Here is a 24,537-nt window from a genome sequence, read left to right as displayed (position 1 = left end):
CTTCCTCTGCTATGCGACATCTTCGGGTTTACACTTTGCTCCTGTTTACACAAGAGAGTCAGTCGTCCGGGACTTACTCCAACACCCACTCCGCCAACTTCCCCGTCACCTGCGTCATCAACACATTCTCGACATCCCTCGCACCCGCCGCACTGCACTTGGCCAACACCGCCTGCACAATCCCGGCATCGAACTCAAACTGCTTCCCGGTCGCGGCCTTGTAGCGCCCGCGCAATTTCTCCAGCTTCGCCAGCACAATCCCTTCCAGCGTCGCTTCATCCAGTGGCCGATACGCCACCACCGTCATGCGCGCCAGAAACGCCGGGCGAAAGGCTTTCAGCAGCACGTGATGCAGCGCTTCGTTGAAGGCATCGGTGCCCAGTTGCGCGGTCGGTGTGTCGAGCAGCAACTCAGCCCCGACGTTGCTGGTGGCGAGCATTACGGTGTTTTTGAAGTCCACCACCAGCCCGGTGCCGTCTTCCATCACGCCTTTGTCGAAGACGTTGTAGAAAGCTTCGAGCACGTCCGGGTGGGCCTTTTCGATTTCGTCGAGCAGCACCACCGAATAGGGTTTGCGCCGCACCGCTTCGGTGAGTACACCGCCGCTGCCGTAGCCGACGTAGCCGGGCGGAGCGCCTTTGAGTTGGCTGACGGTGTGGGCTTCCTGGTATTCGGAAAGGTTGATGCTGATCAGGTTGCGTTCGCCGCCGTACAGCGCGTCGGCCAGGGCGTAAGCGGTTTCGGTTTTGCCGACGCCGGTGGGGCCGACCAGCAGGAACACGCCGACCGGTTTTTGCGGGTCGGTGAGGCCGGCGCGGTAGGCTTGCAGGCGTTGGGCGATGGTGTTCAGCGCGGTGCTCTGGCCCATCACCCGCAGGCCCATGCGCTGGCCGAGGGTGCGCACGGCGTGGGCTTCGTCGGCGAGCATCTTGCCCACCGGGATGCCGGTCCAGCCGGCGATCACCGCAGCCACGGTTTTGCCGTCGACCTGCTCCGGCACCAGCGGATCGTCCTGGCGAATGGCGTCCAGACCGGCCTCCAGGCGCACCAGTTCGGCGGCCAGATGATCGATGCGGCTATCAGTCGCTTCGTCCGGTTTATCGTTGTCGGCGCGTTCGCTCAAGGTGAGTAATTCGCGACGGGTTTCCAGCAGTTCGCGCACGGCGATCCGTTCTTCGTTCCAGCGGGTTTCCAGTTCGCGAATGGCCTGCACGTTACCCACGGATTCGGTTTCCAGCAGGGTGATGCGTTCACGGTGATCAAGCCCGGTGGCCTGTTCGCGGCGCAGGCGTTCGACTTCCTCCTTGAGACTTTGCTGGCGGTGACGCAGGCTTTCCAGCGGTGGCGGCACGTCATGCTGGCCGAGGGCGACCCGGGCACACGCGGTGTCGAGCACGCTGATGGCCTTGTCCGGTAACTGGCGCCCGGAAATGTAGCGGTGGGACAGTTTCACCGCTTCGTGGATCGCCGCGTCGAGCACCTGCACACCGTGATGCTGTTCCAGTTTCGCAGCCACGCCACGGAGCATTTCCACAGCGGTGATTTCGTCCGGCTCCTCGACTTGCACCAACTGAAATCGCCGGGCGAGGGCGGGGTCTTTCTCGAAGTATTTTTTGTACTCAAGCCAGGTGGTCGCGGCGAGGGTGCGCAGCTCGCCACGGGCCAGCGCCGGTTTGAGCAGATTGGCCGCGTCGCTGCCGCCTTCCGCGCCGCCAGCGCCAATCAGGGTGTGGGCTTCGTCGATGAACAGAATGATCGGTTTGTCGGCGCTGCGCACCGCGTCGATCACGCCTTTGAGGCGCTGCTCGAACTCGCCCTTGACCCCGGCGCCAGCTTGCAACAGACCGAGGTCGAGTACCCGCAGGCTGACTTCCTGCAACGACGGCGGCACATCCCCGGCGGCAATGCGCAACGCCAGGCCTTCGACCACCGCCGTTTTGCCCACCCCCGGTGCGCCGACCAGGATCGGGTTGTTCTGCCGACGGCGCAGCAGGATGTCGATGCACTGACGAATCTCGCCGTCGCGGCCGACGATGGGGTCGATGCGCCCGGCGTGGGCATCGGCGGTCAGGTCCTGGGTGAACTGGTCGAGCACCGAATCCTGTTTCGGTTGCGGATGGCCGGCACTGACCGGCCGCGTGCCGCCAACGTGTTCGCGCGAGTTTTCGGTCCACTCCAGCAAATTACTGCGCAAGGCTTCCCGTGGAATTTTCAACAGCGACGAGGCGCTATTGAGCAGCAGGCTGCGACGTTCATCACGGTCGAGCAGGGCCAGTAGCAGCAAACCGGAGCGGATGCTCTCCAGGCCAAGCACACTGGCCTGAACCACCGCGTCTTCAAGCAGGCCGATGGTGTGCGCCGAGAGCGCCGGGGTGCGGGTGCTGCCGGATTTGAACAGTTCCAGGGCCTTGTTGATTTCCGCCGTCAGAGCATCGCGCTCCAGCCCGAAGCGCGGCAGCAGCCAGGCGAAGTCGCCGCCCTCGATGTCCAGCAACTCCAGCAGCAAGTGTTCGATTTCGACGTAATGATGACCCCGTTGCAGGCAGCGCTGCGCGGCCCGTTCGAGGGCGCGGCGGTTGTCTGGGTTGAGGCGTCCGATCAGGCTGGCCAGTTCCATGTTCAGGTGATCTCCAGCTGACGAAGGCGGGTTTCGATCCGTTGCACGGCAAGGCTGGTCTGGCGTTGCAGGCCGCCGTTCCAACTGAGCAGGGGCGGGGCCTGGCGACCGAGTTTCATCGGACTGGCACCGCGCACCAACAGCACCAGTGTGCAATCCAGGTCGGGGCCGAAATACAGCGCGCTGAGACTGGCCAGCGCCGGATGGGCTTCACCGTCCGGCAGAAACCGCGCCGCCTGCGCCGAGGTCAGCGGGCCGAGGGTCAGGCGGATGCCGGCGTGTTCATCCCAGACCCGAGTGCCGGCCACCGCGCTACGACCCAGTTGCAGGTTGCGCCCACCCGGTTGCAGGCGACTGCGACTGGCCGGCGGAATCTCCCGCCAGGCACCTTCATAGGCGCTGAGTTCTACCGGCAGTTCGAAGTGCTCGCGCACGATCGCGGCGAAACCGGCCAGGGAACGACGACCGTCGGCAAATAGCGCGCTGCACGCCAGTACCGCAGAGTCGGGTACGGCCTGGCGTTCCTGCAAGGCTTTGGGCAACAGCCCGGTCAGCGCCCGCAGTTGCGCCTGCACCGGCGATGCGCCGGGGGCTGTGAAGCCGACGGCGATCCGGTGTTTGCGCATCACCTTGTACAGCAGGCTGAGCAAGCGATGCTGGAACAGGTCGAGGAATTCGGCCGGGGCATAGTCCTTGGCCCGGGCCTGTTGTTGCAGCCATTCCTGATAGGCGTAGGGCAGGGGGCCGTCCGGCCCGCCGAGGCCAAACACTGGTGTCGTGAGCGTCGGTGGCTGGTCAGCTTCCTGAGTCAGACTTTCAATTTCACTGGCGGAAAACAGCGGCGTCAACGGCCCGCGCAGGCGCAAGGCTTCTGCTTGAGGGGCGGTGCCGCTGCCCAGGGACTCGGCTTGCGGGTGTTCGCGTTCCAGCAGCAACAACGCCTGCAACAACTCGAACGCCTGCGGATCGCGCCGCAGCTTATGACTCAGACTCAGAGGGACAGCGGCATGCCGGCTTGGGGTTGCCATGTCTTGACCTCCTTGTCTGACTGGACCAGAACCGTGCGCACGAAGCGATTGGCCGTGGCATAGAGTGAAAAGAACTGCGCCAGCACCGCTGAGAACAGCACGGCGCTGCTGCCGACGAAATGCTGTGGGTCGAGTTGCAGCCGGACCTCCAGCCCATTGCGCCAGCCGCGCCACGCGTCTTCACCAACATGGGCGATCACCCGTTCGCAGCCGAGGCTTAACAAACCGTCGATTTGCCGCAAGGCGCTGGCCTCGTCACGCAGGTTGTGCAACTGGAGGATTTCCTTGAGGGCATCCAGCGCTTGCGGCCCCTCGACCAGTGACAAATGATTGAGGGTCAGTTGTGACACCAGCCGCCAACGGGATTCGCCATCCAGTCGCGGCAAACTCTGCGGGCTCGGCGGGTTACGCAAACGGGCCCAGGCCACCGGCCCCGGTCGTTCGAAACCCAGGGGCGTGCCGGCCGGCAGGCTCTGGGCCAGATGCCGGTTGGTGCACAGCAGTTCCCCGGTGAGGCTGTATTCGCTGGCCTCGGTCAGCGGATCGAGCCGGGTGTCCACCAGACTCACCATCAGGTCGGTGCCCAGCCGATTCGGGGTCATGCCGCTGACCCGTCGCGCATGCCAATAGCATTGTTTGTCGCCGCCGATATGCTGGCTGCCGTAATACGCCGGTACCCGTTGCACGCCCTGGCTTGAGCTGGCGCGCATGGCGCGGATGCTGTGGATCTCGACGCTGTTTTCCCGGTGACTGTCGGCGACCAGGCGATACTCGCTGCGGGTGCCGTCCGGGCGCAGGGGCTCCGAGGTTCGTGGAAACAGGTTGATCACCGGTGCGCAGCCCAGGGCGAAGTCGCTGGCCTGAAGGTGCAGGCGGTTGGCCGGGGCACGGTCAAACACGATGTACAGGTACAGCGTCTGGCTGTCGCTGGCGGCGCCGGCCAATGGAATGTCGAAGAAGTTGAATTTGTCCGGGAATGCAAAGTACTCGGCGAGCAGGCGCATGCCCGGATGCACACCATCCTCGTCCGGCAACAGCACTTCGTCGCTGGCAAAACCGACGATTTGCGGTAACCCCGCCAGCATGACCGGCACGCTGCCGACCGGTCCGGCCAGCACCTTCACCGCGTGGGCGCCGAGCAGGTCATACAGGCAGGCGTTGATCACCGGTGAGGCGGCCAGGTGCACGCGCAATTGTTTGATGGCCAGCGTCGACCACTGGCTCTCACCCAGGCAACGCAGGCTCAGGCGCAAGGCCGAACGCGCCTGCGCCACACCGGTCAGGGCCTGTGCTTCATCGCTGCCCAGCAGCAGCGCTTCGTTGATTTCCACCGGCCACAATCGAACCGCAGCGCTGGTGCGAAAGTGGATGCTCTCGCCTTTGCTGGTGGTGACGAATAGCGGTGTGTCGCGGGGCAATGGATAACCATCGTTCAGGTTGCCCTTGCTCGGGTCCGGCTCGAACTGCACGATCGCGCAGGACGGCAGCGGCCGCATGGCCAACGGGTAAAGCTGTTCGAGCAAGGCGTCGCTGAACTCGGCGTAATCGTCATCGAGCCGCCGTTGCAAGCGTGCGGCGAGCAGGGCGAAACCTTCGAGCAGTCGTTCGACATGTGGGTCGGGGCATTCACCGGGGGACAGTTCCAGGCGTCTGGCGACCTTGGGATAACGCTCGGCAAAAATGCTCCCGGCGTGGCGCAGCCAGGTCAGTTCGCGTTGGTAGTAATCGAGCAGTTGCGGGTCAATCGAGTCGCTCATGACGCACCTCAAGACCATGGCTGGCCTTCTCGATGACAAAGGCCACGGGCCAGTGCTGCTGGCCGCTGCGTAACTCGCCCACCAGCCGAATGCTCAATTGCTGCGGATGGCCGGGGACCGGATTGACCTGGACCTCGCCCAGTTGCAGGCGCGGTTCGAAATGGGTGATCGCCTCGCGGACTTCCCGCGCCAACTGACGACGGTCATCGCTGCGCTGCTGTTGCAAGGCCGTCCAGTCAGCGATGCCGTAGTCGAGAATGCTCGGCGGGGAGGTCAGCGGACGTGAGCCGCGTCGGGTGTTGAACAGGCGCAGCAACTCCGTGTGCACCGAGTCGAGCAGCCCCTGGCGATCGAACACCTGCACGGTGTCGACCTCGCTGGCGGCGAGGCGCTCGAACAACGGTGGGAGCATGCCGGTGCCTGCCATGGCCGACGCGTCCGCTTACTTGACGAGCTTGTTGGCGGCCATGTCCCAGGTCGAGGCGGCCGTGCCTTCCTTGGTGCCGTCGTCTTTCTGGGCGGTGAGCTCCCACTTGATCTTGGTGAAGTTCAGGGAAATGGTTTCCACCGGTTTGCCACCCGTGCCGCCGCTGACGCTGACGTTGGACAGCACCACGTTGGTCAGCGTGTAGATGATGAACGGCATCAACTGACCGCTGCCTTCGGCGGCGTTACGGCCGATGGTGATCTTGGCTTCGGGGATCGGTTTGCCGGCGCAGCAATATTCGTTGAGGGAGGGCGTCGAGCTGTCGACGAATTTGGTCAGGGTGAATTCGCCGATGTGCGGCTTGCCGGAGGTGCGCTCCGAGTTGCTGACGTCGTTGGTCACCTGCATGGCCACGTTGTGGCTGTAGGACATGACTTCGATCTTGTCCTTGTAACCCTCGAGCAAGCTATCGCCTTTGATGTCGCCGCCGAGGTCGAGAATGATTGCATCCATCGCATGAAACTCCTGAAAGTAATCGTGCTAGATAAGCAGGGGAATCCCGCCGGGTTGACCCCGGCGGGAGGCAGGTCAGGCGGCTACCGGTGGCGGCAGGGTCGCGACCAGGCGGATCGACGCGGTCAGTTCCTCAAGCTGGAAGTGCGGCCGCAGGAACACCGTGGCCTTGTAGGCTCCCGGCTTGCCGGCGACCTCGGTCACATCCACCCGGGCTTCACGCAACGGGTACTGCGCCTTGATCTCTTGCGGCGCGTTGTCGTTGATCAGCACGTAGTCGGCGATCCAGTTGTTGAGGTAGGTCTGCACATTGTCGCGGGTCATGAAACTGCCGACTTTGTCGCGCATGATCACCTTCAGGTAGTGCGCGAAACGCGAGGCCGCGAGCACGTACGGCAGCATCGCCGAAATCCGCGCGTTGGCATTCGCCTCGTTGGTGTTGTAGACCTTGGATTTGTTGGTGGTCTGGCCGCCGAAGAACACCGCCACGTCGCTGTTTTTCTTGTGGCACAGGGCGATGAAGCCGAGGTCGTTGAGCTCTTTCTCGCGACGGTCGGTGATCGCCACTTCGGTCGGGCATTTGAGCGACAGGTCACCGGAGGTTGTACGGAAGGTATGGGCCGGCAAGCCTTCCACCGCACCACCGCCTTCGGCTCCGCGAATCGCCGCGCACCAGCCGTATTTGGCGAAGGCTTCGGTGATCCGTTGTGACAAGGCCCACGCGGCATTGCCCCACAGGTATTTGCCGTGGTCGCTGCCGTTGACGTCTTCGACGTAGTTGATGCCTTCCACCGGCGACGTGTCGGGACCGTAAGGCAGGCGCAGCAGGAAGTGCGGCAGCACCAGCGACACGTAGCGCGAATCTTCGCTTTCACGGAACGAGCGCCACTTGATCAGCTCCTGGCTCTCGAACACTTTCGACAGATCCCGTGGCACGGCCAGTTCGGTGAAGCTGTTCATGTCGAACAACCGAGGGCTGGCGGCGGCAATGAATGGCGCATGGGCGGCCGCCGCGACGTTCGACAGTTTCTCCAGCAGGCCGATGTCCTGCGGGTGCCGGCCGAAGGTGTAGTCACCCACCAACAGGCTGAACGGGTGGCCGCCGAAGGTGCCGTATTCCTCTTCGTAGATCTTCTTGAACAGCGCGCTCTGGTCGAACTCGACGGCTTTTTCCAGGTCGTTCTGCAGCTCTTTCTGGGTCACGTTGAGCAGGCGCAATTTCAGCCGGGAACTGGTCTCGGTGTTCTTAACCAACAAGTGCAGGCCGCGCCAGGAGGCTTCAAGTTTCTGCAGGTCCGGGTGGTGCAGCACTTCGTTCAGTTGAGCGCTGATCAGCTCGTCGATTTGGCTGATGCGGTCGTTGATCATCGCCACGGTGTCCTTGTCGACGGCCATGCCTTCATCGAGGACCTGGGTGGCGAATTCCGCGAGCATGTCGCGGGCGTAATCCTGTTGGCTGTCGTCATGGGCCATGCGGCCTTTGGCGATTATTTCATCGAGCAAGGACAAGGTCTCGCTTGCACTGTCACTGGCTTGGGTCTGGGCGGCGGATGAGGCGGGCATGGCAAAATTCTCCCTGGGTGGATGAGCGATCAGGCTTGCGGTTCAGCCGGTGCTTCGCTGTCGCCAGCAGGAGCGGGAGCGGCGGTGTCCGGACGAGCCGACTTGATCTCTTGCAGTCCCTCGGTGTTGGCAATGACGTCACGCAACAGCTTGTCCAGATCATCGTTGCCGTCGAGTTTGGTCAGCAGGTCGCGCAGACGTTGACGCGCTTCGAACAGGCGCCGCAGCGGAGTGACTTGCTCGACCACCTTGACCGGATCGAAGTCATCGATGTGTTTGAAGTTGAGCTCGATGTTGAGCTTGCTGTCGTCGCCGCTGAGGGTGTTGTTGACCTGCAAGGTGGCGCGCGGGCCGATCGAGGCGAGGACTTCATTGAAGTTGTCGCGGTCGATTTCGGTGAAACGCCGTTCATTCAATTTCGGGAGTGGTTCGAGAGGCTTGCCGGAGAGGTCGGCAAGAATACCGACAACCAATGGCAATTCTTTCTTCTCGATCGCGTTGCCGATTTCGACGTCGTAGGTGATTTGCACCCGGGGTGGGCGAACCCTGTCTAGCTTGTGCTGAGTACTTTCTGCCATGGTGGCTGACTCCGATGCATGAGGCGGGAGCAATGCATCGGGAGGCCCGTTTCATCGCATTCCCTTACTGGACCGTAGGTTAGAAAGGGAGGGCAGAGGACCTGTCATTCCTTTGACGAACCTTCCGAATTCGTCGTGCCGACCGAACTACCCAAGACGCTAGAACAGGTCTATAAAAAAGCAAACGAAAAACGTTTTTGGACCGTGTCGAGAAAAGGAAAATTCATTTTGTACGCACGTCTCTTTTCTTTGGTTCTGCTCCTCTCACTCGCCGGGTGTTCGTTGTTCGGGCCTCGCGTCGATCTCGATAACCTGACGCTGGACGTCGCGCCCCGCGCCAACGACGACACCCCGATTGCGGTGGACTTCATTGCGGTGAACGACGCAGATCTGCTCAAGCAATTGTCGGGTATCACCGCCCGCCAGTGGTTCGCCGAGCGTGAGCAGTATCAGCGCGACTACCGACAGCTGATGACAGTCTGGGGACTGGAGCTGGTGCCGGGTCAATTCATCGACAAACAACCCTTCCCGCTGGGGGGCAAGCGGGCGGCTGGACTTTTAGTCTTCGCCAGCTATACCACTCCCGGAGCACACCGGTTGCGGCTGGACGATCAAAGCAACGCCTGGCTCAAGTTCGACAGTCGCGAGATGACACTGGTCAGCGACCACCCGAACTGAACATCGGGGGATTAAGGCGCGTAAACAGACATGTAGGAGCCAGGCCGCCATTGGTGCGGCGTCACGAGAGGTCGAAGGGAATCGTATGAGTCTGCTTCCTGACGCGGTTTGCTGGCATGAGGGCATGCAGTTGCTGCCCCAGCATTTTCAGTTGCAAGGGCTGCGGGCCGAGGCGTTGGTAGCGCATTTCGCCCAAGCATGTAATCCGTGGTTCTGGGGCGTGACCCGCGTTGAATTCGATCCCTCGGCACTGAGCGCCGGGCTGGTGCGCCTGCTCAATTTGCAGGCGACGTTGCCGGACGGTTTGCCGGTCAATTTGCAGGCCGGTGTCGGGCCGATGCTGGAGCTCGACGTCAGTGAAGCGATCGACGCCACGGACAACGCCACTGTCACCGTTTACCTGGCGGTCAGTCCGCTGTGGCGTGCCGGTCAGTTACTGCCGCTCAAGGGGCGATTGCAGTCTGTCGTCGGCGATGCGCTGCCGGATCTCACCAGCGGCGAGTACCCCGAGTCGATCACGGTGTGGCGCCCGAATCCGCGTTTGTGCACGCAACTGAACAAGGCCGATTCGGTCTGCCTGCCGCTGCTGAGAATTCGCAAGGAAGGCGGCGGTTTTCTTGCGTTGCCTTACACACCGCCGACGCCGTGCCTGTTACCCGAATCGGTGGTGGGCCGGCGCGTGGCGGGACTGTGTGCCAGGGCGCGGGAGAAATGCATGTTCCTCGCCGGTCGCTTGCGCCAGGCGCAGCAGGCCGGCAATCAGGATGATTCGATGGAAATCCGGCGTCAGTTGACCGCGCTGTGGGCGCGGTTGCCGGAAGTCGAAGGTCTGCTGAACAGTCGCGTGGCCACGCCGCAGGCGCTGTATGGCTCGCTGCTCGGGCTGACCGGCGCCTGGTCGGCGCTCGATCCATTGGCGGGTGTTCCGGCGTTCGCCCCGCTGGATTTTCTGGAGTTGCAGCGCGGCTATGAAACGGTGCTCGACTGGCTGGAAAAGACCCTCGAACTGATCCGCGCCGGCTATCGCAGCCTGGCGTTCGAGCGCAACGAACAATCCTTCTCGATTCAATTGCCCGACGACCAACCGAACCAACGGCTGGTCATCGGTTTGCGCATGCCCAATGGCGCCAGCGAGCAGGCCGCCAGCGAATGGCTGAGCGGAGCGATCATCGCCTCGCAGCCGCACATCCCGTTGCTCAGCCGTCAGCGCATGAGCGGTTTGTCCCATCAGGCCATGAGTCGCAATGAGCAAGTGGCCTACGGCGTCGGCGACGATACGCGGTTGTTCGTGGTGACGGCCGAAGGCCAATGGTTCGACGGGCAGTTGCCGTTGCTGATTGCCGCACCGGCTTCCAGGCTGGCCAGCAGTCCATGGCAAGTGGTGTTGTTTGTGGCCCAGGCGAGTGAAAGTGCTTGATCGAGGAAGGAACGTCATATGTCTGAGGGGAATGCCGGGACAGGTACACGAGGCCTCAACGAAGCGCCGCTGAGCAGTGCTTTTCGCCAGGCCTGGCAGCAATGGTCCCAGGACTGGAGCCAGTTGCCCAAGGACAGCGAAGACGAAGCGCTGGTGGAAGCGGTGGTCGAACTCTCCACGCAAATCTCCCAGCGACTCTGGCGAACGGCTTTTGCCAAAGTCGGTGATGCCGCCACCGAACAAGTCAAAGCGCTGGTTTATGCCTTTGTCGCGCTGGTCGATGAAACCTTGCTGTTCACGCCGTGGCCGGGCCAGTCGGCCTGGCAGGATAAACCCCTGGAATCGCGGATGTACTCCAGTCGTCAGGCCGGCGAGCGGATACCGTTGGCGATCAAGGAACTGCTGGATGAGCAAATCCCTACCACTCGCGATCTGGCCAATGTCTATTTGCAGTGCCTGGTACTGGGCTTTCAGGGGCGTCTGCGGGGTGAACAGAATCAGGCCCAGCATGAAAAATGGCGCCTGGCGCTGTTCACCTTTGCCTGGCAGCACGAGGCGGATTATGCCGATGTCAGCGCCCGGCTCGAACAACCTTCGGCGGTGACGCCGCTGCAATTGCCGGTGCGTCTTTCGTTGCCCGATGGCTTTCGCCTGGGGTTGGGAATTCTTGCCGTGGTCCTGCTGCTGACCGGGTTGGGGCAGTTGTTCTGGCGTGACATTCGCCAGGAGCTCGAACCGGTCTTGCAACTGACCGATTCGGTGGCCACCTCGGAGCAAGACTCATGAGCACGCTGGGGATTATCGGCCTGATCATCGTCGTGCTGTTGGTGCTGGCGATTGTCGCCGTGGCAGTCTGGTGGTTGCGCACGCAAAGCGGCGCGGCGATCCGCAGTTTTTACCTGGCGGTGCGGCAGATGGAGCAGGAGCAGGGCACCCAGGATCGCTACCAGATTCCCTGGCTGCTGATGCTCGGCAACGAGACTCAGGGCACGCAGTTGTGCACCCAGTGGCGCTTGCAGCCCACCGACAAACCGGGCTGGTTCGGTCGCTGGTGGTCGGACCCCGAAGGTGCCGTATTGGTGGTGCCCCAGGCGCTGTTTTTGCCGGATGAAGGCATGCACCTGCAACGGGGTGGCTGGTGGCGCTTGCTGGGTTTGATCCTGCGCTTGCGCAGTCAGCGTCCGCTGGACGGCGTGATCTGGACGGTGCCGATCAGTCGGCTGGGCAATGCCGAGCAGGCGGCGGCCCTCGGCCTGGCGGCGCGTCGACGTTTTATCGATCTATTGCAGCGCTTCGGTTTGAGTCTGCCGGTGTGCGTGGTCGTTACCGGCATGGAAGAGTTGCCGGGTTTTCAGGAGTTGATTAGCGCGCTGCCGGTCGAGGCTCGCGAACGTACGCTCGGCTGGTCCTCGCCCCACGGGGCCGATGCGGTGTGGCAGGCGCAATGGAGCGATCAGGCGCTGGATCAGGTCAACCGGGCCCTGGCGGAATCGATCATCGAAATCGGCGCCTTGTCCGGGCAATTGAGCGTCGATCTGTACGGCTTGCCGGAACGCTTCGAAGCCTTGCGGCGCAATCTGCAATCCTTGCTGGAACCGGTTTTCCAGGGTAATGCGCAAGGCGAAGCACCGCGTTTTCGCGGGGTTTATTTCACCGCCAACCAGCCCTCGGATGACAGCGCCGACGGGTTTTCGGCCTACGACACCGGCTTGCAGCAGAGCGCTTTCGCCCGGCAACTGTGGCAGCGGCGGGTGGTCGCCGAGCGCGGTCTGGCTCAGGTGGTGCCGCGTCTGTTACGCCTGCGTCAGCGCTGGCAGCGCGTGACCGGTGGGGTGGCGCTGGTGGTCGCGCTGCTCTGGGGCGCTGGCATGCTGTGGGTGTGGCAGGACTCGGAAAAGGATGCCCATGAGTTGTCGCGCCTGATGCAAGGGGCGCAGAAAAATTACGTGGCGGTCACGGATGAATCTCATCGGCTGGAGGCGACCCGGCGCAACGTCCAGGGTTTCTGGCGGGTGCTGGAGAAGGCGCAGCGCTGGCGCTTCACCTCGGTGGTGTTTCCGACCTCCTGGTTCTCCTCGCTGGATGCGCAGTTGGAGAACGAATTGCGCCTGACCGCACAAAGTCACTTGTTGTTGCCGCTGCGCGATCTGTTGAGCGCGGATCTGGCGCAACTCAAGACCATTCGCAACACCGAACGACGGGGCAACGTCGAAAGCGAAGACCCGGCCCAATGGCAAAACTACGTCAAGGCCACGGAGCTGGTCGAGCGTGCGGTGAGTCTGGAGCAGCAGAACCAGTGGTTCAGTCAGGCGCTGAACAACACCAAGGCGCCGCTCGAAGACCTGGTGTTGCTGAGCAACAACGCCCTGTCGCTGAACCTCAACGCTGGCACGTTGCACCGCGCCGGTTTTTACAACCGGGTGCTGCTGGATGTCGACAACAGTGAGTTGAAACCACTTGACCTGAGCGTCGAGCGCGCGCAGATCGAGGAAAACTTCCTCGGGCTCATGGAGCGCTGGCTGGACCAGTATTTTCTCGCTGACAACTTTGTCCGTCAGGCCGGTTATCTACGTTTGCACCTGGAGCGGCTGGAGGTCGGCAGCGGCAATTCCCTCACCGAGCTGGAAGATCTGCGGGCGTTGATCGACGACCTGCAAGCGCTGGTCGGCTTGACCAACTCGGCGTGGAGCCGGGGCAAGGGACAGGATCTGGTGCCCGGTTACCGGGCGATGATGGACAAGGTGCGCCAAAGCACATTGCTTGGTCCGCAGGTCGAACAGCAACTGGATCAACAGGCGTCGAAGTTGCAGCAGAGCTTTCGTGACCAGTGGATCACCCAGACCGGGGCCAGGGACAATTTGCTGATTCAGCAAGGCAGCGGGCAACTGGTCTTGCAGGAGCATGTGGTGCAGTTGAACAACGCGGTGCAGGCACTGTTCAAGCGTGATTTCGTCGCCATCGCCTTGCAGGCGGATCAGTCCGACGTCCCGGATGGACAGGGGCGCGGTGTTGATGGCGACGACCTCGACAGTGCGCTGAACTACTTCGCCAGTTACAAGAGTTATGCCGCCGAAGAGCTGCCGCGCATCCCCCCGGCGTATCGCGGCGCGTTGCTGCAAGCGGCCGAAGGCGCGGTGGTCAAGGCCATGTTGTCGAGCCTGCGCGAGCACAATGCGCAGGTCCAAAGTGGTGTCTTCAATGTGCAGGCCTCTCAGGCGATTGCCTTGCAAAAGGCTTTTGTCGAAGTGCGCCGCAGCGATCTGGCCACGCGTTTGCAAACCGCTTTGAACCGCCGCGCCCTGGCCGACATCGTCAGTGGCCTCGATGAAATCGTCGCCCAGCCGCTGTTCAGCGGGCGCACCGAAATCAGCCAGTGGGACGGCTCGAAAAACTTCGGCCTGCAACTGTACGGCGCCAATGATGTTCAGGATCTGAAACTGAGCCTCAAGCAGCAGTTCAATACCATGCTCGGCATCACCGAGCGCCGCACTTCGGCGCTGGAATGGCTGAAAGTCCAGCAACAGAACCTCTCGGCGCTGGATTACGAACGGGTGACGCAGTTCAGTGCGCTCAACGATGAACTGCTCAAATACAAAGAACAGAACCCCGCCAGTTCGCCAGCGCAGATCGAGCAGTTGGTGAGCCGCGACTTCATCGAAATGGACGTCGCGTCCTGTGGCCAGATCCTGCAAACCGCCAACCTGTCCGGCGGGCGCGGAACGTTGGCATTGCGCGCCGTGGATCTGCAACAAACCGCCATGCAACGCTGCCAGTTCCTGCAACAGCAGCAGGCTGCGGCGGCCTGGAATGAGCTGGCCAATTATTTCAACCAGTACCTGGCAGAGCGCTTTCCGTTTGCCAATGGCTTGCAGGCCAGCGACGCCGACCCGGCCCGGGTCCAGCATTTGCTGGAGCTGATCGACAAGCGTTTGCCGGTGGCGCAGGCCGGATTGGCTCTGAGCCAGACCCCGGAACGCCTGGCCGCCGAGGACTTTCTCAATCGTCTGAAGCAAGCCAGCACCTGGCTGGGGCCGATGTTCGTGCGCGACAAGAGCGGCGTGCTGGGGGTGGAGATGGATGTGCGCTGGCGCACCGATCGGGAGGAAGAGCGCGGTGCCGACCAGGTGATTGCCTGGGGCTTGAATGCCGGGAATCAACAGATCAACTACCCCGGCGAGGCTCAGCAGAACCTGCGCTGGATGGTCGGCCAACCAGTCCGGCTGACCTTGCGTTGGGCCAGAAATGGCTATCAGCGTCCGGCCAACGATCCGTTACAGCCGAGCCTGGTGGTGCGTGATCTGGAAGCGGGTTGGGAGTACAGCGGTCCATGGTCGCTGTTGCGCTTGATGCGTTCGCACGTGTCGGTGCAGCGCCAGCCGAACCTGGACTACACGGATTTTCCGTTGACCTTGCGCCTGCCCGTGACCACGCAGGCCAGCGCAGCGGAGCAAACCCTGATGTTTGTGCGCCTGTCGTTGATGACCCAGGGCTCGAAATTGCCGTTGTCCATTCAGCCCTTGCCGACCCGGGCTCCGCGTTCACCGTTCCTGGTGACGCGCTCGACCGCGGCGATTGAATCCCATGAGGAGGAGGGCCTGTGAATCAACCATCAACACCGTTGCCGGAACTGATTACGCAACTGCTCGAACCGATCAGCAAGGAGGCGCCTTGTGGTCAGGATTTGCGTTATGAACCCGAGTTCGACCGGTTGCGCGAATTGCGCCGCGAGGATGACACCAGTTTGCCGACGGGGGTGTGGCAGTCGTCGATCAAGCGCGCCCAGTGGCCGGAACTGGAAAAACTGGCCACGAGCCTGCTGCTCGAGCGCAGCAAGGATTTGATGCTCAGCGCTTGGCTGGGGGAGGCCTGGCTGCATCAGGACGGGCTCGATGGGTTGCCGGGCAGCCTGGCGCTGGTGGCCGGGTTGTGCGAACGCTATCCCGAACACCTGCACCCACAGGCTGAGGATGGCGACCTGTCGTGGCGAGTGATACCGCTGGAATGGTTGGCTCGACGCTACGCTGAAGTGTTGCTGACCCGAGTGCCGTTGTTCGAACCGCACAACCACGAATTCGACGGCTTCTGTCTGGACGCCTGGCGCCGGTTGCAGTTGCAACAGGTGCAGGGCAGCGACAGTAAAGCGGCCAAGACCTCGGCCGAGAACGCGCGCAACGAACAGAAAAAAATCACCGAACAGATTCGTGCCACACCGTTGTCATTCTGGTTGCGCAGCCAGGGCAGTCTGCTGCTCAGTCAGCAGCACTTGCAGCGCCTGGAGGTGTGGAGCGACGCTTTTCTCGGGAATCAGGCCCCAGGCTTCAAGGCGCTGCAGGACGTGATCGACGCGTTGTTGACCCTGGTTCAGGAGTTTATCGCCATGCATCCACGAAAACCGACCCCGGCGCCTCCGGTCGAAACGCCAGTGGTGGCTGCATCGAGCCCCAGCCCGACCGCCGCGCCTGAAGTCCTTGCAGTGCCCCAGGTGTTCAGCGAACCGGCGAATCGTGAAGAGGCGTACCGGCAATTGCTGCTGATCGCCGAGTACCTGGCGCGCACCGAACCCCACAGCCCGGTGCCCTATCTGATCAAGCGGGGTGTGGAGTGGGGCAACAAGCCCCTGAGCGAGCTGCTGGGCGAGCTGATCAGCGCCGATGCCGAATCCCGACGACTCTGGACACTGTTGGGCGTTCTTTAGTGATTGAGCCGGGTGGTTGTCGACGGTGGCGGTAACGCAATGGGCGTCAGTACCGGTTGACCGGAAAAAAACGCCGTCAGGTTTTTGCCGGCCAGCTCGACGGTGCCTTGGGTGGCCTCCGGGGACAATCCGGCGACATGCGGAGTCAGAATCACGTTGGCCAACCCCTTGAGGGCGTCCGGTACCTGGGGTTCGTGGTCGAAGACATCCAGCGCGGCACCGGCGATCCGCCGCTGTTCGAGCGCGGTGATCAGGTCTGCCGTGACGACCACGCTGGCTCGGGCGATGTTGACGAGGAAACCGTTAGGCCCCAGGGCGTCGAGCACTTGCCGGTTGATCAGGTGTTGGGTGCCGATCCCGCCCGGGGTGGCAACTATCAGAAAGTCTGATTGGCGTGCCAGCTCGGTAGGCGTCGAGCAATAGCTGTACGGCACATCGCTGCGATGCTGGCGGTTGTGGTAACTCACTCTCATATCGAAGCCGTTGGCGGCACGTTTGGCGATAGCGAGGCCAACGGCACCGAGGCCGAGGATGCCTATGTGTTTGCCGGCCAGCGAAGGACGCATGATCTTCGGCCACTCGCCCCGACGGACGGCAGCATCTGCCCGAGGGATGTCACGAACCAGTGCCAGCAGCAACGCCATGGCGTGATCGGCAACGGAGGAGGCATTGACGCCGGCGCCGTTGGTGACAGTGATGCCCCGGTTGACGGCGGCCTGCAGGTCGACGTGTTCGTAACCGGCGCCGATCACGCAGATGATCTTGAGGTTGGGCAGGGCGGCGATTTCATTGGCATACAGGCCCAACGGGCCACGCGTCAGCACCGCATCGATCTGGCTGCCCTGCCGGGCAATGGCGGCAGCGCGCTCGGCCGGGGTTGGGGCCAGGATCAAATGAAACCCCTGATGTTCGAGAATCGGCAGGTATTCATTGATGGTTTCAACCAGTACCAGAACGGTTGCGGTCATGCTGGGCTCCTGTGGGCAGCGGAGTGTGGGGCTCGAACGTCGCGTCAGATTGCTGACTCCAGAGCAGATTGGCAATGGTCCGAGATCATAGGCTATTGGTTGGCAAGCACCTGTGCAGGCGTTGGCGATACCGGCGAGCGTCTTAGATACAACACTAGATCAGTGCGCGGCAGGTGGAGAGGATTTGTCCGCGATGAAATTGCCGCAGCAGTTGTCGAGCCTGCGTTCGGCTGCGCAGCAGTCGTAAAGTCAGGCGCTGCGGTTCGTCAGGCACACCGTACATTAGGGTTTACTAAAGCGTGTCAGAAAACGACACATCGCATACCCGCTGCCGACAATTATTTTTCTAAAAGCGACAGGCCTTTGATCTGCTCCGCACAACCATTGCTCAGCTAAGCCTTTGCTTCTGCTCGTTTATCGCGGAGAATCCCGCCCCTGTTTCGGCCGGAGCATGTCTGTCGGTTTTTTCCGACGCGTCCTGACCGAGTGGCAAGTGACCGGAAAGCGGAGATCCGACCGGATGAATGATCAGGCCAATAGCGTCGACGAACGCTATGTAGCGGCGACACCAGCGAGCCTCGAAAGCTGGAATCGCCATGACACCACCTGGATGCTGGGCCTGTTTGGCACGGCAATCGGGGCCGGTACCCTATTTTTACCCATCAACGCGGGGCTGGGCGGCTTTTGGCCGTTGCTGATCCTGGCATTGCTGGCGTTCCCCATGACGTTTTACGCGCACCGTGGCCTGACCCGCTTTGTGCTGTCCGGTCGTGAAGGTGCAGACATCACCGAAGTGGTGGAAGAACATTTCGGCATTAAGGCCGGTGCGCTGATCACCTTGTTGTATTTCTTCGCGATCTTCCCGATCCTGCTGATCTACAGCGTGGCCCTGACCAACACCGTGGGCAGTTTCCTCGAACATCAGCTGCACATCATGCCGCCACCGCGCGCCGTGCTGTCGTTCGTGCTGATTCTCGGCCTGCTGGCGGTGGTGCGTTGCGGTGAGCAGGTGATCGTCAAGGCCATGAGCCTGATGGTGTATCCGTTCATCGTCGCGCTGCTGTTCCTGGCGGTGTTCCTGATTCCTCACTGGAATGGCGGCATCCTCAGCACCGCGTCCACGCTGCCTGAGTCGTCGGCGCTGCTGCACACCCTGTGGCTGGCGATTCCGGTGATGGTGTTCTCGTTCAACCATTCGCCGATCATTTCGGCGTTCGCGGTGGACCAGAAACGTCGCTACGGCACGCATGCCCAAGAGCGCAGTTCGCAGATCCTGTCCCGCGCCCACCTCTTGATGGTGGTGATGGTGCTGTTCTTCGTCTTCAGCTGCGTGTTGACCCTGTCGCCGGCGCAACTGGCGGAAGCCAAGGCACAGAACCTGTCGATCCTGTCGTACCTGGCCAACCACTTCAGCAACCCGACCATCGCCTTCGCGGCGCCGTTGATTGCCTTCGTGGCCATTTCCAAGTCATTCCTGGGCCACTACATCGGCGCAAGCGAAGGCTTGAAGGGCTTGATCGTCAAGAGCGGCAAACGCCCGGCGCCGAAGACCCTGGACCGCATGACCGCAGCGTTCATGCTGGTGGTCTGCTGGGTCGTCGCGACCCTGAACCCGAGCATTCTCGGCATGATCGAAACCCTCGGTGGCCCGGTCATCGCGGCGATTCTGTTCCTGATGCCGATGTACGCGATCCGCAAAGTACCGGCGATGGCGCGTTACCGTGGCCAAGCCTCCAACGTCTTCGTGACGCTGGTGGGCCTGGTGGCCATTTCGGCGTTGATCTACTCGCTCAGCGCCTGAAACAGCGGGCGATCAATCGGAGCTGCCCCGGTTGATCGCCCCCTTCGAATGCCCGGCCAGACGACCTTTGGTTCGCTGGCGGCAATGCTCGATAGCCGCAACGGCTTTTTCGCAGGCCTTGCACAGCGTGGCCGGCGCAGAAGCTTGCTGCGGTGCGAACCACTCGGGGCAGAAGCTGATCACGCCGTCCGGCGAATGCATCCATTGGCTCATAACGTGTTGAACCGTCCCGCTCAGGCCCTTTCTGGCGCGCAAGGCGTTAAGTGATGGCGCACAGAGCTGGTCCAGCGCCAGCCGATGGACCTCGCGCAAGAACGGTGAAATCTGTACCGAAAGGTAGGCAATGCCGAACGTCTCCTGGGCCACACGTGCGCCCAACGCCCAAAACGAGCCCACCACCACGATATCCTCATGGCGCCGCGCTGCGATGTAGTCATAGGTCGGTTCGAGCAGGTGCGAGACTGCGTTCCACTGCTCTGCCAAAGCGCTTTTCGAGTCTCGCGGGCGGGGCGCGTCGTCGCAGGTTTGCTGGCCTAACGGCTCGAATTCCAGCCCGTACTGTTCGACGGTGGCTTTGAACGCCGGCAGGCTGCACAAGGTCGCGCGATGACCGCGCAGGTTCAGCGCATTGGCCAGGCCAATGAAGGGGAAAACGTCACCGGGCGAACCGATGGCGATCAGGATGACCCGCATGACTCCTCCTTGAGATAAGGCCCGTGGGGCCTCGTGGCACGCCGTCCTGGTGCCGACATCAGGCAAAGATAGCTGGGTAATCGGCGTCAGGCATAAAAAACGCCGCTCATCTCACGATGGGCGGCGTTTTTTATGGCTTTGTAGCGTTAGGCTTGAACGACCGGGATGTTGGCGTTCGCAGCAGCTTCACGGAACTCGGCGATCTGGTCGAAGGACAGGTAGCGGTAAACGTCGGCCGCCATGCTGTCGATCTTGCCTGCGTATTCCATGTACTCCTCGACGGTCGGCAGGCGACCCAGGATGGACGCAACGGACGCCAGCTCGGCCGAAGCCAGGTAGACGTTCGCGCCGTCACCCAGACGGTTCGGGAAGTTACGGGTCGACGTCGACACCACGGTGGAGTTCGGCTCTACACGTGCCTGGTTACCCATGCACAGCGAGCAGCCCGGCATTTCCATGCGTGCGCCGGCCTTGCCGTAGATGCCGTAGTAGCCTTCTTCGGTCAGCTGGTGAGCGTCCATTTTGGTCGGCGGCGACAGCCACAGACGGGTTGGCAGCTGACCTTTGACCTGTTCCAGCAACTTGCCGGCAGCGCGGAAGTGACCGATGTTGGTCATGCACGAACCGATGAACACTTCGTCGATCTTCTCGCCAGCAACGCTGGAGAGCAGACGGGCGTCGTCCGGATCGTTCGGTGCGCAGAGCACAGGCTCATTGATGTCCGCCAGATCGATTTCGATGACTTCGGCGTATTCGGCGTCGGCATCGGCTTCCATCAGTTGCGGGTTGGCGATCCAGGCTTCCATCGCTTGAGCGCGACGCTCCAGGGTACGTGCATCGCCGTAGCCTTCGCCGATCATCCAGCGCAGCAGGGTGATGTTGGATTGCAGGTACTCGGTGATCGACTCTTTCGACAGCTTGATGGTGCAACCGGCAGCCGAACGTTCGGCCGACGCGTCGGACAGCTCGAAAGCCTGTTCCAGCGTCAGGCCTTCCAGGCCTTCGATTTCCAGGATGCGGCCGGAGAAGGCGTTTTTCTTGCCTTTCTTCTCGACGGTCAGCAGACCGTTCTGGATGGCGAAGTAAGGAATGGCATGAACCAGGTCACGCAGGGTGATGCCAGGTTTCATTTTGCCTTTGAAGCGCACCAGGATCGATTCCGGCATGTCCAGCGGCATGACGCCGGTGGCTGCGGCGAACGCGACCAGACCGGAACCGGCCGGGAACGAGATGCCCATCGGGAAACGGGTGTGCGAGTCGCCACCGGTACCCACGGTGTCTGGCAGCAGCATGCGGTTCAGCCACGAGTGGATGATGCCGTCGCCCGGACGCAGGGAAACGCCGCCGCGGGTCATGATGAAGTCAGGCAGGGTGTGGTGGGTGGTCACGTCGATCGGCTTTGGATAAGCCGCGGTGTGGCAGAAGGACTGCATCACCAGATCAGCGGAGAAGCCCAGGCACGCCAGGTCCTTCAGTTCGTCACGGGTCATTGGACCGGTGGTGTCCTGGGAACCCACGGTGGTCATCTTCGGTTCGCAGTAGGTGCCAGGACGAACGCCTTTGCCTTCTGCCAGGCCGCAAGCCTTGCCGACCATTTTCTGCGCCAGGGTGAAGCCCTTGGTGCTTTCGGCCGGTGCTTCAGGCTTCTTGAACAGGTCGAACGGTGGCAGACCCAGTTCGGCGCGAGCCTTCTCGGTCAGGCCACGGCCGATGATCAGCGGAATACGGCCGCCGGCGCGGACTTCGTCCAGCAGAACCGGGGTCTTCATTTCGAAGGTGGTCAGGACTTCGTCGCTGTTGTGCTTGGTGACTTTGCCAGCATGCGGGTACAGGTCGATCACATCGCCCATGTTCATGTTGGAAACGTCGAACTCGATTGGCAGTGCGCCGGCATCTTCCATGGTGTTGTAGAAGATCGGAGCGATTTTGCTGCCGAAGCAGAAACCGCCAGCGCGCTTGTTCGGCACGTAAGGAATGTCGTCGCCGAAGAACCACAGTACCGAGTTGGTAGCGGATTTACGCGAGGAACCGGTACCGACCACGTCACCGACGTAGGCGATAGGGAAGCCCTGGCCGCGCATTTCTTCGATCTGCTTCATCGGGCCGGTCTTGCCTTGTTCGTCCGGAACGATGCCGTCACGGGCCATTTTCAGCATGGCCAGGGCGTGCAGCGGGATGTCTGGACGCGACCAGGCGTCTGGAGCAGGGGACAGGTCGTCGGTGTTGGTTTCGCCGGTCACCTTGAAGACGCGCAGGCTGATCTTGTCGGCCAGCACAGGGCGCTTCTTGAACCACTCGCCGTCAGCCCAGGACTGCAGCACGGCCTTGGCGTGAACGTTGCCGTTCTTGGCTTTTTCAGCCACGTCGTGGAAGGCATCGAACATCAGCAGGGTGTGCTTGAGTTCTTCGGCAGCCACTGGCGCCAGTTCGGCGTCGTCCAGCAGGTTTACCAGGGTCACGATGTTGTAGCCGCCCTGCATGGTGCCGAGCAGTTCAACAGCGCGCTTCTTGTCGATCAGAGGGGATTTGGCTTCGCCCTTGGCGAGGGCAGACAGGAAACCGGCCTTTACATAGGCGGCTTCGTCCACTCCTGGCGGAACGCGATTGGTGATCAGGTCAACGAGGAAAGCTTCTTCGCCAACCGGGGGATTCTTCAGCAGCTCGACCAGGCCTGCAGTTTGTTCGGCGTTAAGCGGCTGGGGAACGATACCCAGTGCTGCGCGCTCTTCGATATGTTTGCGGTAGGCTTCAAGCACAGTTATTACCCTCATCAGTGGTCCCAAATGGGTGTCCGGGACGCTCATCCCGAAATTACCGTACTCATGCGCTGCGTGGCGTTGTGGGCCGCTTAGCCAGAATTACCGGCAATTCCTTACAGAAGCTGCTTTCAAAGTTTTACGCCTGCAGAACGGGGAGCTGATGAGGGTTGGCGTTGGGCTTTTCCCCGCTGGAAAAACCCTTCGCCAACACCGCTCTGAAGGAACGACTGTGCTCGTGACGCTTTGAAAACAGCTTCTTAACGGACATTGGCGCCTTAAAAGGCTGGCTGATTCTACGGCAAAAAAATTTGAAAGGTAAGTTAGGTCCAAAACTTTGAGGGGTGATGAATGTTAGACAAAGGGCTAACATGCCGACCTGTTCTGCTTTCCCGTGTTTTGTCTACCTATGCCCAATCAGACCATCAAGACCCCCTGCGTCGGCCTCTGCTCCACTGTTTACGGTGATTTGGTGTGCCGTGGCTGCAAGCGTTTCCATCACGAAGTGATCCACTGGAACGGTTACAACGAGGAAGAAAAACGCGCGGTGTGGTTGCGGCTTGAGCAGCTGTTGTCGCAGGTGATGGCTGCCAAGGTAGAAATTTTCGATCCCGCGCTGCTGAGAATGCAGCTGGAACAGCGCAAGATCCGCTTTGTGCCGCATCAGTCGGAGTATTGCTGGGCTTATCAGTTGATCGCCCGGGGCGCGCGGGTCATCAATAATCTGGAAGCCTACGGAATGGTGCTGCTGCCGGAGTTCCGCGACTGGAACCTGCCGGAATTGCGCGATGCCATTGATCGGGAATTTTTCCTGCTCTCGGAAGCGCATTACCAGCGCTACATTGCGCCGGGGTTCCTAAAAGACGCCTTTGGCGGCTGATTGCTTAACCTGTGGCGAGGGAGCTTGTCGGAACGCCGCACCGTCCCGTTCGGCTGCGCAGCAGTCGTCAATCGGCCAATGATTTTTGTCTGACACACTGCGCTGACCGAATTGGGGTCGCTTCGCAACCCAACGGGAGCAAGCTCCCTCGCCACAAGTCTTCGTAGCCTCAATGCCGGGTCACGATCTCTTCCAGGTGATCCATGATGTCGTCCGGCTTGAGCACCAGCACATCGCTTTCCAGCGCATCGAGCACCACTTCCGCCGTATTGCCGATCAACGCCCCGGACAACCCGGTCCGCGCCACCGTGCCGATCACCGTCACGGAGGCCCCCAGCTTATGGGCCATGAATGGAATCAATACATCCGCCGGGCCTTCCTCGATGTGCAGGTGGTCGTCGTCGATGTCGAACTCGGCCTGAAACGCCTGGCACTGCTCGCGGTAACGGGCCTCGATGGTTTCCTTGAGCTGCATCGTCGGGTCGGCCGCCGACAGCATCGGCGACGGATGGGCGCTGATTACGTGCAGATGGGCTTTGGCCAAGCTGGCAATGTCGTAGCCATGATCGATGATGCTGGCATGCAGGGTGCGGTGTTCGCCGTCCATGTTGCCGACATCGATGGCTGCCAGGATCACGCCACCGGTCCAGGGTTTGGCGGTTTTCACCAGCAGCACCGGAGTCGGGCAGTAGCGCAGCAGTTTCCAGTCCGCCGGGGTCAGCAGGGCCTTTTTCAGTGGGCTGTCGGGATAATGCTGCTTGACCACCAGCCCGCAACCTTCAGCCTGCTGCACATCGATAATGGTGTCGTGCAGGCTTTCGTTCCAGGCTTGCTCGGTGGTGACGTTGTACCCGTCCGCCAGCAGGGCCGCCTTGAGCACGCCGAGCATCGCGCTGTGATCATGCTTTTTATCGCAGACCAGCAGGTGCAGATGAGCCTGGGTCACGCCAGCGATCAATTTGGCCCGTTTGAGCGCCAGGCTTTCCGAGTGTTCGGGTTCGATGACCACCAGAATGCTGCGAATGGCTTGCATGATCGGGATCTCCAGGAAGGTAAAAACACTGCGTTGGACAACTATAGTTGCTGGTCGGGCATTCGCGACTTGATGCATATCAACGGTGGCGACTGGTGGTCTGTCGGCAGGCCGGTATAATCGGCGCCCTTCG

Annotated in this window: 18 protein-coding genes; 7 read left to right on the top strand and 11 right to left on the bottom strand. The window is 61.6% G+C overall.

What is annotated here, in order from left to right; genetic code table 11:
• Positions 1-73 precede the first annotated feature (73 nt).
• The 7 genes from tssH to tssB all read right to left on the bottom strand — a co-directional run bounded on the left by tssH (position 74) and on the right by tssB (position 8,483).
• Entirely contained in the window at positions 74-2,617 is a 2,544-nt protein-coding gene (tssH, locus tag AC07V0_RS14385) for a type VI secretion system ATPase TssH (protein ID WP_495019670.1), read from the bottom strand.
• A gap of 2 nt (positions 2,618-2,619) precedes the next feature.
• Positions 2,620-3,645 (bottom strand): type VI secretion system baseplate subunit TssG, encoded by a 1,026-nt coding sequence (tssG, locus tag AC07V0_RS14380; protein ID WP_495019669.1) that lies wholly within the window; start codon positions 3,643-3,645, stop codon positions 2,620-2,622.
• Positions 3,609-5,402, bottom strand: a complete 1,794-nt coding sequence (tssF, locus tag AC07V0_RS14375; RefSeq protein ID WP_495019668.1) for a type VI secretion system baseplate subunit TssF — start codon at positions 5,400-5,402, stop codon at positions 3,609-3,611. The genes tssG and tssF overlap by 37 nt, the downstream gene beginning before the upstream one ends.
• Positions 5,386-5,829 carry a type VI secretion system baseplate subunit TssE gene (gene tssE / locus AC07V0_RS14370; RefSeq protein ID WP_111453518.1) on the bottom strand — a complete coding sequence of 148 codons (444 nt, stop codon included), beginning with the start codon at positions 5,827-5,829 and terminating at the stop codon, positions 5,386-5,388. The genes tssF and tssE overlap by 17 nt, the downstream gene beginning before the upstream one ends.
• Positions 5,830-5,844: 15 nt before the next feature.
• Entirely contained in the window at positions 5,845-6,342 is a 498-nt protein-coding gene (locus AC07V0_RS14365; protein WP_007937704.1) for an Hcp family type VI secretion system effector, read from the bottom strand.
• A 75-nt stretch (positions 6,343-6,417) separates the two neighbouring features.
• Complete coding sequence (gene tssC / locus AC07V0_RS14360; RefSeq protein WP_019648924.1) at positions 6,418-7,905, bottom strand: type VI secretion system contractile sheath large subunit; 1,488 nt, start codon at positions 7,903-7,905, stop codon at positions 6,418-6,420.
• 29 nt (positions 7,906-7,934) lie between these two features.
• Positions 7,935-8,483, bottom strand: a complete 549-nt coding sequence (gene tssB, locus AC07V0_RS14355) for a type VI secretion system contractile sheath small subunit (RefSeq protein WP_026331704.1) — start codon at positions 8,481-8,483, stop codon at positions 7,935-7,937.
• 228 nt (positions 8,484-8,711) lie between these two features.
• Here tssB and AC07V0_RS14350 point away from each other — a divergent pair, with 228 nt between their 5' ends.
• From AC07V0_RS14350 to tssA, 5 genes are all read left to right on the top strand, one after another.
• Positions 8,712-9,161, top strand: a complete 450-nt coding sequence (locus AC07V0_RS14350; RefSeq protein WP_007937709.1) for a hypothetical protein — start codon at positions 8,712-8,714, stop codon at positions 9,159-9,161.
• Positions 9,162-9,246: 85 nt separating this feature from the next.
• Positions 9,247-10,578 (top strand): type VI secretion system baseplate subunit TssK, encoded by a 1,332-nt coding sequence (gene tssK, locus AC07V0_RS14345; protein WP_026286685.1) that lies wholly within the window; start codon positions 9,247-9,249, stop codon positions 10,576-10,578.
• 18 nt (positions 10,579-10,596) lie between these two features.
• On the top strand, positions 10,597-11,364 hold the full coding sequence (locus AC07V0_RS14340) for a DotU family type IV/VI secretion system protein (RefSeq protein WP_258612227.1): 768 nt from the start codon (positions 10,597-10,599) through the stop codon (positions 11,362-11,364).
• Positions 11,361-15,179, top strand: a complete 3,819-nt coding sequence (locus AC07V0_RS14335; RefSeq protein ID WP_495019667.1) for a type VI secretion system protein — start codon at positions 11,361-11,363, stop codon at positions 15,177-15,179. The genes AC07V0_RS14340 and AC07V0_RS14335 overlap by 4 nt, the downstream gene beginning before the upstream one ends.
• Positions 15,176-16,273, top strand: a complete 1,098-nt coding sequence (gene tssA / locus AC07V0_RS14330) for a type VI secretion system protein TssA (protein ID WP_064618248.1) — start codon at positions 15,176-15,178, stop codon at positions 16,271-16,273. The genes AC07V0_RS14335 and tssA overlap by 4 nt, the downstream gene beginning before the upstream one ends.
• Here the strand turns inward: tssA and AC07V0_RS14325 are convergent.
• The gene (locus AC07V0_RS14325) at positions 16,270-17,241 is read right to left on the bottom strand and encodes a 2-hydroxyacid dehydrogenase (protein WP_018929656.1); all 972 of its coding nucleotides are present in this window, start codon (positions 17,239-17,241) and stop codon (positions 16,270-16,272) included. The genes tssA and AC07V0_RS14325 overlap by 4 nt on opposite strands.
• A 520-nt stretch (positions 17,242-17,761) precedes the next feature.
• Here AC07V0_RS14325 and AC07V0_RS14320 point away from each other — a divergent pair.
• Positions 17,762-19,042 carry a serine/threonine transporter gene (locus tag AC07V0_RS14320; RefSeq protein WP_064618247.1) on the top strand — a complete coding sequence of 427 codons (1,281 nt, stop codon included), beginning with the start codon at positions 17,762-17,764 and terminating at the stop codon, positions 19,040-19,042.
• A gap of 12 nt (positions 19,043-19,054) precedes the next feature.
• Here the strand turns inward: AC07V0_RS14320 and AC07V0_RS14315 are convergent, their stop codons facing one another.
• A complete protein-coding gene (locus AC07V0_RS14315) occupies positions 19,055-19,735 on the bottom strand; it encodes a glycosyltransferase (RefSeq protein WP_258612225.1) in 681 nt (226 codons plus the stop codon).
• Between the two features lie 146 nt (positions 19,736-19,881).
• Complete coding sequence (acnB, locus tag AC07V0_RS14310) at positions 19,882-22,491, bottom strand: bifunctional aconitate hydratase 2/2-methylisocitrate dehydratase (RefSeq protein ID WP_495019689.1); 2,610 nt, start codon at positions 22,489-22,491, stop codon at positions 19,882-19,884.
• A 409-nt stretch (positions 22,492-22,900) separates the two neighbouring features.
• Between acnB and AC07V0_RS14305 the strand changes: the two genes are divergently transcribed.
• The gene (locus tag AC07V0_RS14305) at positions 22,901-23,371 is read left to right on the top strand and encodes a DUF1289 domain-containing protein (protein ID WP_007937731.1); all 471 of its coding nucleotides are present in this window, start codon (positions 22,901-22,903) and stop codon (positions 23,369-23,371) included.
• 169 nt (positions 23,372-23,540) lie between these two features.
• Here the strand turns inward: AC07V0_RS14305 and AC07V0_RS14300 are convergent, their stop codons facing one another.
• Complete coding sequence (locus AC07V0_RS14300) at positions 23,541-24,404, bottom strand: universal stress protein (protein ID WP_018929653.1); 864 nt, start codon at positions 24,402-24,404, stop codon at positions 23,541-23,543.
• Between the last annotated feature and the right edge of the window lie 133 nt (positions 24,405-24,537).

The organism is Pseudomonas sp. GW821-FHT01E10, assembly GCF_059422365.1.
The sequence above is the reverse complement of the archived record's forward strand: the minus strand, read 5'-3'. Positions and strand labels throughout refer to the sequence as shown.

Coding starts and splice junctions, on each gene's coding strand:
- tssG (WP_495019669.1), bottom strand. CDS start 3,645: ATGGCAACCCCAAGCCGGCATGCCGCTGTCCCTCTGAGTCTGAGTCAT.
- AC07V0_RS14315 (WP_258612225.1), bottom strand. CDS start 19,735: ATGCGGGTCATCCTGATCGCCATCGGTTCGCCCGGTGACGTTTTCCCC.
- AC07V0_RS14320 (WP_064618247.1), top strand. CDS start 17,762: ATGAATGATCAGGCCAATAGCGTCGACGAACGCTATGTAGCGGCGACA.
- AC07V0_RS14300 (WP_018929653.1), bottom strand. CDS start 24,404: ATGCAAGCCATTCGCAGCATTCTGGTGGTCATCGAACCCGAACACTCG.
- tssC (WP_019648924.1), bottom strand. CDS start 7,905: ATGCCCGCCTCATCCGCCGCCCAGACCCAAGCCAGTGACAGTGCAAGC.
- tssK (WP_026286685.1), top strand. CDS start 9,247: ATGAGTCTGCTTCCTGACGCGGTTTGCTGGCATGAGGGCATGCAGTTG.
- tssE (WP_111453518.1), bottom strand. CDS start 5,829: ATGGCAGGCACCGGCATGCTCCCACCGTTGTTCGAGCGCCTCGCCGCC.
- AC07V0_RS14365 (WP_007937704.1), bottom strand. CDS start 6,342: ATGGATGCAATCATTCTCGACCTCGGCGGCGACATCAAAGGCGATAGC.
- AC07V0_RS14340 (WP_258612227.1), top strand. CDS start 10,597: ATGTCTGAGGGGAATGCCGGGACAGGTACACGAGGCCTCAACGAAGCG.
- AC07V0_RS14325 (WP_018929656.1), bottom strand. CDS start 17,241: ATGACCGCAACCGTTCTGGTACTGGTTGAAACCATCAATGAATACCTG.
- tssB (WP_026331704.1), bottom strand. CDS start 8,483: ATGGCAGAAAGTACTCAGCACAAGCTAGACAGGGTTCGCCCACCCCGG.
- AC07V0_RS14335 (WP_495019667.1), top strand. CDS start 11,361: ATGAGCACGCTGGGGATTATCGGCCTGATCATCGTCGTGCTGTTGGTG.
- tssF (WP_495019668.1), bottom strand. CDS start 5,402: ATGAGCGACTCGATTGACCCGCAACTGCTCGATTACTACCAACGCGAA.
- AC07V0_RS14305 (WP_007937731.1), top strand. CDS start 22,901: ATGCCCAATCAGACCATCAAGACCCCCTGCGTCGGCCTCTGCTCCACT.
- tssH (WP_495019670.1), bottom strand. CDS start 2,617: ATGGAACTGGCCAGCCTGATCGGACGCCTCAACCCAGACAACCGCCGC.